The sequence below is a fragment of the Streptomyces sp. NPDC014870 genome, from assembly GCF_043081505.1.
GTDB lineage: Bacteria > Actinomycetota > Actinomycetes > Streptomycetales > Streptomycetaceae > Streptomyces.
In genome coordinates this window covers 52,193-64,973 of the sequence record NZ_JBIBWQ010000011.1, presented here as the reverse complement: position 1 = coordinate 64,973, position 12,781 = coordinate 52,193, and the positions used below count along the sequence as shown (strand labels likewise).

Annotated in this window: 14 protein-coding genes; 5 read left to right on the top strand and 9 right to left on the bottom strand. The window is 71.2% G+C overall.

Annotated elements, in window-relative coordinates; translation table 11 throughout:
* Positions 1–327, top strand: a complete 327-nt coding sequence (locus ACF09C_RS28835) for a DUF1048 domain-containing protein (RefSeq protein WP_392095665.1) — start codon at positions 1–3, stop codon at positions 325–327.
* Between the two features lie 39 nt (positions 328–366).
* On the opposite strand, the gene ACF09C_RS28830 is transcribed toward ACF09C_RS28835, so the two are convergent.
* The 5 genes from ACF09C_RS28830 to ACF09C_RS28810 form a co-directional block, all read right to left on the bottom strand.
* Positions 367–1,749: a DUF5685 family protein gene (locus ACF09C_RS28830; protein ID WP_392095663.1), complete on the bottom strand. Its 1,383-nt coding sequence runs from the start codon at positions 1,747–1,749 to the stop codon at positions 367–369.
* A 68-nt stretch (positions 1,750–1,817) separates the two neighbouring features.
* Positions 1,818–3,521, bottom strand: a complete 1,704-nt coding sequence (locus tag ACF09C_RS28825) for a methyltransferase (RefSeq protein WP_392095661.1) — start codon at positions 3,519–3,521, stop codon at positions 1,818–1,820.
* A gap of 165 nt (positions 3,522–3,686) precedes the next feature.
* Positions 3,687–4,895 carry a 4-hydroxybenzoate 3-monooxygenase gene (locus ACF09C_RS28820; protein ID WP_392095660.1) on the bottom strand — a complete coding sequence of 403 codons (1,209 nt, stop codon included), beginning with the start codon at positions 4,893–4,895 and terminating at the stop codon, positions 3,687–3,689.
* A 131-nt stretch (positions 4,896–5,026) separates the two neighbouring features.
* Positions 5,027–5,254 carry a helix-turn-helix domain-containing protein gene (locus ACF09C_RS28815; RefSeq protein ID WP_392095658.1) on the bottom strand — a complete coding sequence of 76 codons (228 nt, stop codon included), beginning with the start codon at positions 5,252–5,254 and terminating at the stop codon, positions 5,027–5,029.
* Entirely contained in the window at positions 5,254–5,745 is a 492-nt protein-coding gene (locus ACF09C_RS28810; protein ID WP_392095656.1) for a DUF2975 domain-containing protein, read from the bottom strand. The genes ACF09C_RS28815 and ACF09C_RS28810 overlap by 1 nt, the downstream gene beginning before the upstream one ends.
* Before the next feature lie 156 nt (positions 5,746–5,901).
* On the opposite strand from ACF09C_RS28810, the gene ACF09C_RS28805 reads away from it, so the two are divergent.
* Positions 5,902–6,279, top strand: a complete 378-nt coding sequence (locus ACF09C_RS28805) for an FKBP-type peptidyl-prolyl cis-trans isomerase (protein ID WP_392095655.1) — start codon at positions 5,902–5,904, stop codon at positions 6,277–6,279.
* A gap of 12 nt (positions 6,280–6,291) precedes the next feature.
* Here the strand turns inward: ACF09C_RS28805 and ACF09C_RS28800 are convergent, their stop codons facing one another.
* Complete coding sequence (locus ACF09C_RS28800; protein ID WP_392095654.1) at positions 6,292–7,791, bottom strand: DHA2 family efflux MFS transporter permease subunit; 1,500 nt, start codon at positions 7,789–7,791, stop codon at positions 6,292–6,294.
* 206 nt (positions 7,792–7,997) lie between these two features.
* Here ACF09C_RS28800 and ACF09C_RS28795 point away from each other — a divergent pair, with 206 nt between their 5' ends.
* From ACF09C_RS28795 to ACF09C_RS28785, 3 genes are all read left to right on the top strand, one after another.
* Entirely contained in the window at positions 7,998–9,506 is a 1,509-nt protein-coding gene (locus tag ACF09C_RS28795) for a DUF4246 domain-containing protein (protein ID WP_392095653.1), read from the top strand.
* Positions 9,507–9,730: 224 nt separating this feature from the next.
* Entirely contained in the window at positions 9,731–9,982 is a 252-nt protein-coding gene (locus tag ACF09C_RS28790; RefSeq protein ID WP_392095651.1) for a DUF6400 family protein, read from the top strand.
* The gene (locus tag ACF09C_RS28785; protein ID WP_392095649.1) at positions 9,966–10,199 is read left to right on the top strand and encodes a hypothetical protein; all 234 of its coding nucleotides are present in this window, start codon (positions 9,966–9,968) and stop codon (positions 10,197–10,199) included. The genes ACF09C_RS28790 and ACF09C_RS28785 overlap by 17 nt, the downstream gene beginning before the upstream one ends.
* Positions 10,200–10,211: 12 nt before the next feature.
* On the opposite strand, the gene hypE is transcribed toward ACF09C_RS28785, so the two are convergent.
* Genes hypE through ACF09C_RS28770 form a run of 3 tightly spaced genes read right to left on the bottom strand, consistent with a single transcriptional unit; the run spans position 10,212 to position 12,779 of the window.
* Positions 10,212–11,252, bottom strand: coding sequence for a hydrogenase expression/formation protein HypE (gene hypE, locus ACF09C_RS28780; protein ID WP_392096050.1), 1,041 nt, complete (start codon positions 11,250–11,252; stop codon positions 10,212–10,214).
* Between the two features lie 37 nt (positions 11,253–11,289).
* Positions 11,290–12,462: a hydrogenase formation protein HypD gene (hypD, locus tag ACF09C_RS28775; protein ID WP_392095647.1), complete on the bottom strand. Its 1,173-nt coding sequence runs from the start codon at positions 12,460–12,462 to the stop codon at positions 11,290–11,292.
* Positions 12,459–12,779 carry a HypC/HybG/HupF family hydrogenase formation chaperone gene (locus ACF09C_RS28770; RefSeq protein WP_392095646.1) on the bottom strand — a complete coding sequence of 107 codons (321 nt, stop codon included), beginning with the start codon at positions 12,777–12,779 and terminating at the stop codon, positions 12,459–12,461. Before ACF09C_RS28770 ends, hypD begins: the two co-directional genes overlap by 4 nt.
* Positions 12,780–12,781 lie beyond the last annotated feature (2 nt).

Genomic DNA, 12,781 nt, shown 5'->3' with positions numbered 1-12,781 from the left:
ATGAGCATCCAGGACATCGTCGAGGGCAAGAAGCAGTGGCGGGCTCACCTGGCCCGGGTCAAGGCGCTCCCGCCGGACTACCGGATCGTCTACAAGGAGATGCAGAGGTACCTGTTCAAGGTCGGGCCGGTCGACCTGTCCGGCGGGGACCTGCTCCCCGGGATCGTCGACTTCTTCGAGGAGGGCGTCGCCTCCGGCAAGGGAGTCCTGGAACTCATCGGCAGCGACGTCGCCGCGTTCTGCGACGACCTGGTCAAGGACTCCCCCACGCACGCGGACGTCTACCAGGAGTCCATCGGCGGGGAACCCGGCACGGCCGAGAAGTGAGGCGCTACGCCCCCTGCCAGGGGGCGTAGCGGTCCCGCGTCAGTCGCAGCAGTCGCAGCAGCACTTGCACGGGTTGCAGCAACCCCCGCCGCAGCCATCGCCCGAGCCGCCGCCCGACCCACCGGAGCCGCCTGACCCACCGGACCCGCCGTGCGAGTGGCCTCCACCGCCCGAACTTCCGCCGGAACCACCCGAGTTCCCGCCGCCCCCGCCGAACCAGCCATCGCCCCCGGACCCGTCCCGGTTCGAGCCGCCTCCGCTGTTGCCGTCGCCGGACTGCTGGGGCTCCCACTCACCCGCGTCGCCGTCGTCGTCGCAGCGGCAGCAGTTGTAGCACAGCCTGCAGTCCCGGCAGATCCGGCGCACTTCGCGACACCGCGGGCACTGCCCCTCCGGCGACCGGCCGGACGCCGACTGCGCACCTTCGGGAGCCGTTCCTCCCAGCGCACTGATCCCGCACGCCGCGCCCGTGCCGGTCTCCGCGGCTGCCTCCGTCTCCGGACGTCGGCCGAGCCAGGGCAGCATGCGCAGGCCGCGCGCCTGGGGGCGGTGGCGGTGGTGACGATGCCGAGGGTCGAAGACCCGGTCCACGGCGCGCTCCAACTCGCCGCCCAGAAGGACCTGTACGAGCCGTCCGTCGACGAACACCGCGTCGGACAGGGCGAGTCGGATGCCGTGGACGGCGTCGTCGCAGAGCCGACGCACCTCGGCCCGGTCCGCGCCGGTCACGGCGATCGGGTTCCATGCGCCCGATGCCTCGTCCGCGTCCAGGTCCTCCACCGCGTCCAGCAGATGGGCCAGCCGGCCGAAGAGTCGACCGGCCTCCGCCAGCGGCTCGGCGTTGCCCGGACGGTCCGTGAGCACCGCGGTGTACGCGAAGGCGGCAGCGGTCGCCGTCTCCGTGGGCTCGGTGACCGTCAGCAGCGAGCCACCGAGGCCGGTCGACCGCTCGATCTCCGTCTGGCGCTCGACCGCCCGGAGCAGCACGGCGGTGTCGAAGCCGAGCCGCTCACCGCCCGCGGCGCCCGCGCGGTCCCAGCCGCGGGCGATCCGGCGTGCCGCGAGGGCCACCGGACGGCGCCCCAACAGCCCGTCGCCGTCCGCCACATGGTCACGTATCTTCGCGGCGGCCAGCACCAGCGAGACGGTGGCCGCCAGCCGCGCGCCCTCGCCCTGCGCCACGTCCGCCGACCGCATCCCGCGCAGCGGGCACGGTCCCGCCCCGCGTCGCCAGTCGCCGGTCCGCTCCGACTGGGCCTCGGTCAGGACCGAGACGATCAGACCGTCGTAGTTGGTGGCCACCCGCGCGAACTGCCCGTACTCCCCGCGCAGTGTGAGGCACAGCCCGCACAGATGGGCCATCCACTCGGTACGCAAGCCCTCACCCAGACGATGACGGCATGGCCTGATGATTCCGAACACCGAAGCTCTCCCCCGTAGAAACACGCGCCGTCACGGCGCGGTCGTCATCCTACGGGTCGCTCCGTCCGTCAGGACTTGCGGACGTGGAGGGCGTGGGCCCCCAGTGCGAGCGGGGTGTGGCCGACGAGTTCGAGGCCGTTGCCTTCGAGCAGTCGGGCGTAGTGGTCGGCCGTTCGTTCACGGCCTCCGGTGTTGCACATCATGTGGAGGTCCCACGCGGTGGCGAGTGAGGGGACGGCCGGCTCGGCCGGCAGGAGGCGCTCGACGACGAGGAGGTCGGCGTGCCGGGGCATGGCGTCGGCGCAGTGGCGCAGGATGCTCCGGCAGCGGTCGTCGTCCCAGTCGTGCAGGACCCGGGAGAGGAGGTAGACGTCACCGCCGGGAGGGACGTCCGCGAAGTCGCCCGCCCGGTAGGCGCACCGTCCGTCCGCGTCGGTGGCCGCGAGGTGGGTGCGCGCGGCGGCGACGACCTGGGGGCGTTCGAGGAGGATGCCGCGCAGGGTGGGGTGGGCGGTCAGGATGCGGCCGAGGAGCTCGCCGGTGCCACCGGCGATGTCGACCACGGTGCGGGGGCGGCCAGGGGCGGTGGCGGCGGAAGTCAGGACCGGGTGGGCGAGCAGGGCGTCGAACATGGCGGCGCTCGACACCATCGACTGGTCGAACAGGGTGGCCAGCTCGGGGTCGTCGGCGAAGTGGTCGAAGTGGTTCCGGCCGTAGAGGTGGTCGAAGCCGGGCTCGCCGGTGCGTACGGTGTGGGTCAGCTGGGCGAAGGACTGGTAGAAGGGTCCGCCGTACATCAGCGCCAGGGGCCGCATGGAGCCCGGGACCTCCGTGTCCAGGAGCGCGCCGACCTCGGTGAGCCGGAAGCCGTCGGTGTCTTCGGAGACCACACCGAGCATCGCCAGGTACCTCAGCAGGGTCGTCAGGCTCTGCGGGTCGGCGTCGACGGCCCGGGCCAGCTCCGCGCAGTCGACGCCGGTTCGGCGGTTCAGGGCCTCCGGCAGCCGCAGCCGCGCGCAGGCCGCCAGAGCCTGGGTGGTCCACGCGCCGGTCAGCAGCCACAGGAGCCTCTCCGCCGGATGCGGCGCGTCCGCCTGTCGCAGATGTTCGGCCAGTACCTCACGGTGGTCCCCGCCGGCGTAGAGCTCCACGCGCCGGTACGGCGTCTTCGTCTCGGCGGGGACGGTGAAGTAGAACACCGTGCCGTCCTCGTGCGGGTTGTAGCCGCCTCCGTCGGCGGTCGCGCCGTGCCGGGCGAGGCAGGCCAGCAGCCCTCGTAGCACCAGCGGGTCGGGCCGCGTCACGTCGAAGGCGAGGTGCGCCTCGTGGTCCAGGCGGCGTTCCTGGGCGACGATCCCGGCCAGCCCGGAGCCCGGTGGCACGGTCAGTGCGAACACCTCGACCGCCCGTCGCTCGCCGTCGGGGCCGCGTACCAGGGGACGGAGAATCCTTACGTCAAGATCCTCGGGATGGCGGCCGTGCCGGGCGGCGAGACGTTCACGTACGACGACGCTGGGTTGCGCCTGCGCGTCGGCGGAGAGGCCGCATGCCGTGAGATCCGCCCGCAGGGTCCGCTCGTCGGGCGGGAACACGAGCACGGCGGCGTGGGCGAAGCGGCACTGGTCCGTCAGCGCCCGGAGTTCGGGTCCGTCGAGGCCGGGCAGCACGCGGGAGAGCAGGACCGAGGTGTCCTGCTCCCGGACGAATCCGGCCGTCTCGCGCAGTCGCTGCGTGTCGTCACCGGCGCTCGTCAGTGGGGTGGGCACGGGCATGGTGGGCATGGTGAAGCGATGTTCGGAACGCATTCCCTGTCCATGGGTGAAGGAGGAAGCCCCGGGCCGGGGCATCGGAGCGTGGCGTGCGCAGGCACGGTCAACCCAGGGCCCGGCCCGGAACGGGGACCAGAAGAGAGAAGAAGAAGGGGAGGAGAGGCTCGGTCAGATGCCGACGTAGTTCTCGGCGAACCAGTCCTGTTGGGCGCGCGAGGTGCGCAGCGAGGCGATGCGGGAGTGACGCAGACGCTCCTGGAAGAGGGAGTCGCCCTCCGAGCCCGGCTCGCCGTGCAGCAGGCGGATCATCCAGTGCGAGAACTCCTGCGCCCGCCAGATGTGGGCGAGGCACCGCTCCGAGTAGGCGGCGAGCGGCTCGGGGTCGTCGTGCACGAGGGCGGCGGTCAGGGCCTGGGCCAGGGTCTCCGCCTCGAGCACCGCCAGGTTGGCGCCCTTCGCGGCGGACGGGCTGATGAGGGCGGCGGCATCGCCCACGAGGAACAGGGAGCCGTGGCGCAGCGGTTCGAGCACGTCGGATTCGAGGTCGACGACGGCGCGCTGCACGATCGGGCCACGCAGCAGGGGTCCGTAGTCGGTCGCGCGCATGCGCAGGTCCAGCTCGTCCCAGACGCGGTCCTCGCTCCAGTCGTCGGCCTGGGTCCCCCGTTCGCACTGCAGGTAGTAGCGGGTGATCTCGGCCGAGCGGGCCATGTGCCCGGCGAAGCCGCGCGGGTGGGTGGCGTAGCCCACGGCGTCCAGGCTCGGTGGCGCCTCCGCGAGCAGGCCCAGCCAGGACACACCGTGGTCGCGGTGGTGGCGGACCACGCCGGGCGGAATCGAACGCCGCCCTGCTCCGTGGCGGCCGTCGCAGGCGGCGACGTAGCGGGCCCGCCACCGCGCGGGGCGTCCGTCACCCTCCCGTACGGTCACGGTGGGCGTGGGGCCGTCGGCGTCGGAGACGGCGACCGCCTCGGTGTCGAAGTGGATCCGGCCCCCGGCGTCGATGTACTGCGCCAGCAGGTCGGTGACCAGCTCGTGCTGCGGATACACGGTGTGCGGTTCGCCCCGTCCGAGCAGTCGGTAGTCGAGGCGGAAGCGGCCGTGCTCGGTGCGGAACTCGCAGATGCCGTGTTCCTGGCCGCGTCGGCGCAGTCCCTCGTCCAGGCCGTTGCGTTCGAGGATCCGCACGGTGTTCGCGGCGAGGAAGCCGGCGCGTGCCCGGTTCTGGATGTGGTCGCGAGCGGCACGTTCGACCACGACACAGTCGATGCCGCTGCGGAGTAAGAGGTTGCCCAGCACCAGGCCTGCCGGGCCGGCCCCGAGGATGACCACATCGGCCGAGTGCTGGACGACCCGGGCGTACTGACTCTCTGTCACAACGGTGGATCATAGGCACTGAGGAAGACGTGAACGATCAAACGTCACCCGAATGCACCACATCGCGAGAAAAGGATTCTGCCCCGCCACCGCCGCTGACGCGCGGCGGTGACCGGTCCGTGCGCTGACGGTCATCCGTCCGCCGCACCCTCCGCCTCGACCTCCCAGCGCAGCAGGTCGCCCGGCTGGCACGCGAGCACGTCGCAGAGGGCGGCGAGCGTCGCGAAACGTACGGCCTTGGCGCGGCCGTTCTTGAGCACCGCCAGGTTGGCGGGGGTGATCCCCACGCGGTCCGCGAGCTCGCCCACGGACATCTTCCGCCGGGCCAGCATCACATCGATGTCGACGACGATGGGCATCAGATGACCTCGTCCAGCTCGGCCTGCATCCGCGCCGCTTCGACGTCCCGTGCGACCGCCTGGCCGAGCAGTGTCCGCAGGACGAACACGATGAGCGCGACCCCGAGGATGGCCAGGCCGATGCCGCCCATGATGACGGTGACCCCCGGGTCGTCCCGCTGGCCCGGCGCGTTGATCGCGGTGACCACGAACCACAGAAGGGCGGCCGCCACGATCGCGCCGATCACGGCGTCCACGTAGCGGAAGGCGGCGGGCGAGAACACGGTCCCGCGACGCACCATCGCCACCAGCCGCCACACACTGACGAGCACGACCTGGGCCGAGACCATCCCCAGGATCACGATCACGCGCAACGGTGTCAGCGGGAGCGAACCGTCCTCCGGGTCGTTCCCACTCACCAACACCCACAGCATCAAGGCCTGCACGCCTACGGTGCCGACCAGCACCACCGCGAGCACGGCGCGCAGCGCCCGCACTGCCAGATCTCCCATGACCCACCCTTCCATCGAGCTACGATGGAAATCTATCGAAAATCGATAGCCTCAGCAAGACGGGGTCGCTGCTCGTCGTGCCGCGACCGGCCGTGGTGGCGGCATCATCTACGGGACGGGAGCGACCACGCTTCCGGCGGAGACGACGAGGCCGTGATGAGCGAACTGATGAAACCCGAGATCGACCGCCCGGAGGGTGAAGCACCCTCCGAGCTGACCGTCAGGGACCTGGTCGTCGGGGACGGGCCCGAGGCGAAGCCTGGCAGGGTCGTCCAGGTGCACTACGTCGGGGTCACCTTCGCGTCGGGCAAGGAGTTCGACGCGTCGTGGGACCACGGCCGGCCCTTCAAGTTCGCCGTGGGGGGCGGCCGGGTCATCAAGGGCTGGGACCGGGGGGTGAGGGGGATGAAGGTGGGCGGTCGGCGCGAGATCATCGTTCCCCCGCGCCTCGGCTACGGCAATCAGTCCCCCTCGCCGTCGATCCCGGCGGGTTCCACCCTCATCTTCGTCGTGGACCTGCTCTCCGTGGTCTGAGGGCGTCCCGCGTCAGTGAGGTGCGGCGGCGGTCTTGCTCGTCGTGGTGCCGTCCTCGTCCTCGGTCTCCGGTGCGACCGGCTGGTCCGGAGTGGGCGGGGTGCGGACCAGGAGCGCGAGCAGCACCGTCAGCCCACCGAGGGCGGCGCCCACACCGAATCCCCACTGGATGCCGGCGGCCAGGGCGTCGGTGGCGCCGGCGCCGTCGGCCGCCGCAGCGGCGGCGCGTCCCGACATGACACTGATGACCAGGGCGGTGCCGGCGGCGGCCGCGACCTGCTGGAGCGAGCCCAGGACGGCGGAGCCGTGGGGGTAGAGGTGCGGCGGCAGCACGGACAGGCCGGAAGTGAAGACGGGGGTGAAGACGAACGCCATGCCGGCGCTCAGGGCCACATGGAGCGCGAGCACCACCCACGGCGAGGTCTGTTCTCCCGTGAGGGCGAACAGCCCGAGACACAGCGCGGTGAGGACGGCTCCGGGGACGACGAGACGCGGTGCGCCGAGCCGGTCGTAGAGCTTTCCGACCTGCGGCCCGAGGAGGCCCATGGTCAGGCCGCCCGGGATGAGGAGCAGCCCGGTCTGCAGTGAGCTCAGACCGAGCACCTCCTGCAGATAGATCGGCATCAGGATGAACGCACCCATCAGCGCCATGAAGGACAGGCACATCAGGCCGAGCGCCACCGAGAAGTGACGGAACGTCAGGGTACGCAGGTCGAGCAGCGGAGTGGACGAGCGCTGCAGCGCCAGCTGCCGCCAGGCGAACAGGCCCACCAGCACGGCGCCGGCCGCGGCCGTGGCCTCCGGGGGCACGAAGGAGCCGGCCTCCTGCTCGGCACCAAGGCCGCTCAGGCCGTAGACCAGCGCGCCGAAGCCCGCGGCCGCCAGGGGGACGGACAGCCAGTCGATCGGGCCGGCCTGCGGCTCACCGATGTTGACCAGCTTCCGCAGGCCGACGAAGGCCATGGCTCCGGCGATGGGCAGGACGGCCAGGAACAGCAGACGCCAGGTCCCCAGTTCCAGCAGCACACCGGAGACCGCGGGGCCGAGGGCGGGTGCGACGGAGATGACCAGGGTGAGATTGCCCATCACACGCCCGCGGTCCTGCGGAGGCACGAGGGTCATCAGGGTCGTCATGAGCAGCGGCATCATGACGGCGGTGCCACTGGCCTGGATGACGCGGGCGGCCAGCAGCACGGGGAAGGCGGGCGCGGCGGCGGCCAGGGCCGTACCGGCGAGGAACAGCGCCATGGCCAGGCCGTAGGCGGTCCGGGTCGTCACCCGCTGCAGGAACCATCCGGTCACCGGGATGACGACGGCCATGGTGAGCATGAACGCCGTGGACAGCCATCCCGCGGCTGCCGCGGTGACCTCGAACTCGCGCATGAGCCGCGGGATCGCGTTGACCATGATCGTCTCGTTGAGGAGGACGACGAACGTGGACAGCACGAGGATCCGCAGCACGGCGGTCACGCGTTCGGGCGCGTGGGTGGGTGTTGCGTGGGGTGCGAGCATGGCGCCTTCCGTGGGGTGAGTGTCCTCCGCGCAGGGGCGGGTCACACGGACAGACCACGGCGCCGGGAAGAACTCATCGGTGGTGTTCGATCCTGCCGGTGCCGCCGCCTGTGCTCAAACCATTTTCCGAGGGCGTCCCCGCTGAGGTGTCAGTCCCCTCACGTATCGTTCCCGGCACCGCACACCGACCGTGAGGAACAACGGAATTGACTGGCCTGTCCGCCTTCCCGCTGCCCTTCCAAACTGCCCGTTCGTTGGCGTTCGCGACGCCCCGGACGCTGCGGGAGATCGAGATGACGCAGTGCAGCGCGCACGTGCGGGAGAAGCCGCGCTGGTTCGACAAGATGGACGACGCCGACATCGTCGCCCGGTGGACGCGGGAGGCGCTCGCCCAGGGCCTCACCGAGGCACAGGTCCGCTACGTCCTTGCCGAACTCCGGCATTGCGCCTCGCTGCGGGACGAACCGACCGGCATCGAGGTGTCCGGCGTCGACGGAGTGTGGCAGTCGGACACGTTGGTCGACGACCGGCTCAGGTCCCGGCTGCGCTCGGCGGTCGAGGTCCTGGAGCAGGTACCCGAGGCGGAGCGGGACTGGCATCCCGGATCCGACGGCCAGGTCCTGGACCTGGTGCATCCCTCGCTGTTCTGTCTGGTGCGAGAGGCGAGCGGCGGTCCCGAGTGGGCGTGGCACAACCCGACGGACCGCTACTCGACGTACGAGTTCTCGGAGCGGTTCCAGTGGCTGCCCACGGACGTCGACATCAGTGACGACGGCGATGCCACCTTCCTCTCGTACGTCAACAACGTCCACCCGGAAACCCACGGCGAACTGGCCGCGGTCCTCCCGGACGTGTTCGCGCGCCTGCGCCCGCTCCTGGAGAACGTGCTCACCGATCTCCGGAACCCCCGGCCGCTGCGGATCGAGGCCGACCCCTACGGCTGGTACGACGCGAAGCCGGAGTATCCGCACCGGTCCTCCTACAGCGACGCCGAGGCCCACGCGCAGGCCCGTCGCGCCTATGACGAGGCCTATGACGCCTGGTGGGAGAACCGCCACCCGGTCGTCCCCGACGCTCCCGACTTCACCCCGCCCCCGTCGCCCGACGCATCCGCCCGCGTCGATCTGCGCGGCCGCCGTCTCCAGGTCATCGTCAAGCTCGCCACGATCCACCTCACGCCGGAGAAGCCCGAGTACGACGGCGGTTCCTGGCACGTCGAGGGGATGCTGAACGAGCGGATCGTCTCGACCGGCATCTACTACTGGGAATGCGAGAACATCACCGAGAGCCGGCTGAGCTTCCGGGCGGCACTGGACGACCCGGACTACGCGCAGAACGACGACGACGGTCTGCGCGAGGTCTACGGCCTGGAGGACGAGGACGCGCTGAACCAGGTGCTGGGATCGACGGCGACGCCGGCGGGCCGCTGTGTGGCGTTCCCGAACGTCCTGCAGCACCGCGTCGGCTCCTTCCGCCTCGCGGACACCACCCGCCCGGGACATCGCAAGATTCTCGCGTTCTTCCTGGTCGACCCGGAGGAGAAGATCGTCTCGACCTCCGATGTACCACCGCAGCAGCCGTGGTCCGACACCTCGACCATGACGCTCGACCAGGCGAAGGACTACCGCGAACAACTCATGCGGGAACGCAAGTTCTTCGTCGACGAGCACAACGAGCAGCTCTACGAACGGGAGTTCTCCCTCTGCGAGCACTGAGCCCGCGCGGCTCCGGGGTGCCGCCGCCGGCGCGGTCCGTGCCGGCGGCGGCCTCCGGACCTGGCTCGGAGCACACAGTGAGATGCGCCACAGTGCGTGCGCACACGGCTCGGGAGGTGATGTACGCCCTTTCGTACCCGGTGCCCGTTCTGGTAGACGTGTCGGATCCTGTTCGATTTCGATGTGCAGCGAACGCACGCCGAAAGCACGATCGAGAGCTTCCCATGAACCAGGCCTCCGACCCGGACCACATCACCTTCACCATCGACCTCACCCTCGAGGAGGCCCGTCGGCGGGCCGAGGTCGTGGCGGCCCTGGGGGCCGACTGGGACCCGGTGGCCGTCCTGCGGGAGGAGCAGGCCGCGTACGACCTGCTCTACTCGGGTCTGGACGAGGAGCAGCTGCGGATCCACTCCATGCTGGTGGCGGCGGGTGTGCTGCCGGGACAGGAGCCGGGCGATGCGGCTTCCCATTGATCCCCACGCGGACCGGGCCCGTCGCGCCTGGGTCGCCTGCCCCGGCTGCGACGACGCCCAGGGGTGCGGGCCCTGCGAGGAGCGCCGCAACTGCTCGGTGCACTGGCGCTACCTGATCGCCAACAAGGGGCCCAAGGTCCATCTGCAGTGCCCGAACTGCACCCACACATGGACCCTCGACACCGCCCGCGACCGCCGCCGCGGCGCGCGGGGCTGACCCTCCGCGGACTCAGCAGATACGCGGCAACTGCTCACCCAGCGGCATGTCCACCACGCGCGTCCCGCCGAGGCCGGTACGGGCGACGACCATGCCCGGATGCTCCTGGACGACTTCCCCGATCACGGCCGCCCCCGCGCCCAGCGGGTGCGCGCGCATCGCGGCGAGCACCTCCTCGGCCCGCGCGCGCGGGACGAAGGCCACCAGCTTGCCCTCGTTGGCCACGTACATCGGGTCGAGACCGAGCACCGCGCAGGCATTGGCCACCGGGGCGGGCACGGGCACGGCCCGCTCCTGGACGACGATGCCGGTGCCCGAAGCCGCCGCGATCTCGTTGAGCGAGGCCGCGAGGCCCCCGCGGGTGGGGTCACGCAGCACGTGCAGGTCGGGGGTGACCGCGAGCATCGCCTCGACCAGGCCGCCGAGCGGCGCGCAGTCGCTCTCGATCTCGACGCCGAACTCGAGCCCCTCGCGCACGCTCATGATCGCCACGCCGTGGACGCCGACGGGTCCGCTGACGATCACCACGTCGCCGGGCACGACGCGCTGGGGCCGCATATCGACGCCGGGCGGGATCAGACCGATGCCGGAGGTGTTGATGTAGACACCGTCGCCGTGGCCGGCCTCCACCACCTTGGTGTCACCGGTCGCCACCTGGACGCCGGCCGCGCGGGCCGCCGCGCCGAGCGCGTTCGCCACCCGGGTCACGACGTCGGTCTCCACCCCCTCCTCCAGGATGAAGCCGCAGGAGAGGTAGGCGGCGCGCGCCCCGCTCATGGCGAGGTCGTTCACGGTGCCGTTGACGGCCAGGTCGCCGATGCTGCCCCCGGGGAAGAACAGAGGGCGTACGACGAAGGAGTCGGTGGAGAACGCCAGCCGGGCGCCGCCCAGTTCGACGGTCGCGGCGTCGGTGGTGACCGAGAGCGCGGGGCCGCCGAACGCGGGCGCGAAGATGTGCTCGACCAGTTCGGCGGAGAGGGCGCCGCCTCCGCCGTGGCCCATCACGACGCGCGGCTGGTCGCGCAGCGGGGCCGGGCAGGTCCAGGCGAGCATGTCGGGTGCCTGGGCGCCGGGGGTGTCACGGATGAGTTCAGACAACGGAACTGCCTTCCAGAGCCGGGGAGTCGACCGGCGCGCCGTCGGAGGTCGCCGGAGACGCCGGAGACGGGGTCCCCAGGTCGAGCCGTCGGTAGAGGTAGTACGCGGCGCACGCGCCCTCGCTGGAGACCATCGTGGCGCCCAGCGGGGTGCGGGGGGTGCACAGCGTGCCGAAGGCCTCGCACTCGTGCGGCTTCAGCAGCCCCTGGAGCACCTCGCCGCTGCGGCACTCGGCCGGCTCGCGGGTGTCGATGCCCTCGACGGAGAACCGGTGCTCGGCGTCGTGTTCGCGGTACCGCTCCGAGAGCCGCCAGCCGCTGTCCGGGATGACGCCGATCCCGCGCCACGCTCGGTCGGTGACCTCGAAGACGTCGTCCAGCATCGCCCGGGCGGCGGGGTTGCCCTCGGGCAGGACCGCGCGCGGGTAGGCGTTGTCGACGGTGTGTTCTCCGCGCTCCAGTTGGAGCACGGTCCGCCGGACGCCTTCGAGGATGTCCAGCGGTTCGAACCCGGTGACGACGATCGGGACCCGGTGACGCGCGGCGAGTTCGGGGTACTCGGCGGTACCCATCACGCTGCACACGTGCCCCGCGGCCAGGAAGCCCTGGACGCGGCAGTCGGGCGAGCGCATGATCGCCTCGATCGCCGGGGGGACCCGGACGTGCGAGACGAGCAGGCTGAAGTTGCGGATGCCGAGCTTGCGCGCCTGGTGGACCGTCATCGCGTTGGGCGGCGCGGTGGTCTCGAACCCGATGCCGAAGAAGACCACTTCGCGGTCCGGGTTCTGCTCGGCGATCCGCAGCGCGTCGAGCGGCGAGTAGACGACCCTGACGTCACCGCCCTGGCTGCGGACCTGGAACAGGTCGCGGCCCGTACCGGGGACCCGGAGCATGTCGCCGAACGAGCAGAAGATCACGCCGGGGCGGGAGGCGATCTCCAGCGCCTTGTCGATCACCTCCAGCGGCGTCACGCACACGGGACAGCCCGGTCCGTGGATCAACTCGATCTCCGGCGGGAGCAGTTGGTCGATCCCGTGCCGGATGATGGTGTGGGTCTGGCCGCCGCAGACCTCCATCAGCGCCCAGGGCCTGGTCACCGTCGCCCGGATCTCGTCGAGGAGCCGCCGGGCCAGCGCGGGGTCCTGGAACTCGTCGATGTACTTCACGGCCGCACCTCTCCGGCCACGCCCTCGCGCGCCGGCCGCTCGATTCCGTTCGCCTCGGCGGCCGACTCCCACGGGTCGCCGAACTCCTCCTGGAGCATGCCGAGGGTCTCGAACAGCTCCAGCGTCTTCCTGGCCGACTCCTCGTCCAGACGCTGCAGGGCGAACCCGACATGGACGATGGCGTACTCACCGGGCTTCAGGTCCGGCAGGTACTCCAGGCACACCTCCTTGACCACCCCGCCGAAGTCGACCGTGGCCATCCGGGTGCCGTCCCGGTCCTCGACGTCCAGCACTTTTCCGGGTACCGCCAGGCACATGG

Bases quoted from the DNA above. Each gene is read 5' to 3' on its own strand.
- ACF09C_RS28785 (WP_392095649.1), top strand. From the start codon at position 9,966: ATGCGGCTTCCCATTGATCCCCACGCGGACCGGGCCCGTCGCGCCTGG.
- hypE (WP_392096050.1), bottom strand. From the start codon at position 11,252: ATGCTCGCCTGGACCTGCCCGGCCCCGCTGCGCGACCAGCCGCGCGTC.
- ACF09C_RS28825 (WP_392095661.1), bottom strand. From the start codon at position 3,521: ATGCCCGTGCCCACCCCACTGACGAGCGCCGGTGACGACACGCAGCGA.
- ACF09C_RS28810 (WP_392095656.1), bottom strand. From the start codon at position 5,745: ATGGGAGATCTGGCAGTGCGGGCGCTGCGCGCCGTGCTCGCGGTGGTG.
- ACF09C_RS28790 (WP_392095651.1), top strand. From the start codon at position 9,731: ATGAACCAGGCCTCCGACCCGGACCACATCACCTTCACCATCGACCTC.
- ACF09C_RS28770 (WP_392095646.1), bottom strand. From the start codon at position 12,779: ATGTGCCTGGCGGTACCCGGAAAAGTGCTGGACGTCGAGGACCGGGAC.
- ACF09C_RS28805 (WP_392095655.1), top strand. From the start codon at position 5,902: ATGAGCGAACTGATGAAACCCGAGATCGACCGCCCGGAGGGTGAAGCA.
- ACF09C_RS28800 (WP_392095654.1), bottom strand. From the start codon at position 7,791: ATGCTCGCACCCCACGCAACACCCACCCACGCGCCCGAACGCGTGACC.
- ACF09C_RS28815 (WP_392095658.1), bottom strand. From the start codon at position 5,254: ATGCCCATCGTCGTCGACATCGATGTGATGCTGGCCCGGCGGAAGATG.
- ACF09C_RS28835 (WP_392095665.1), top strand. From the start codon at position 1: ATGAGCATCCAGGACATCGTCGAGGGCAAGAAGCAGTGGCGGGCTCAC.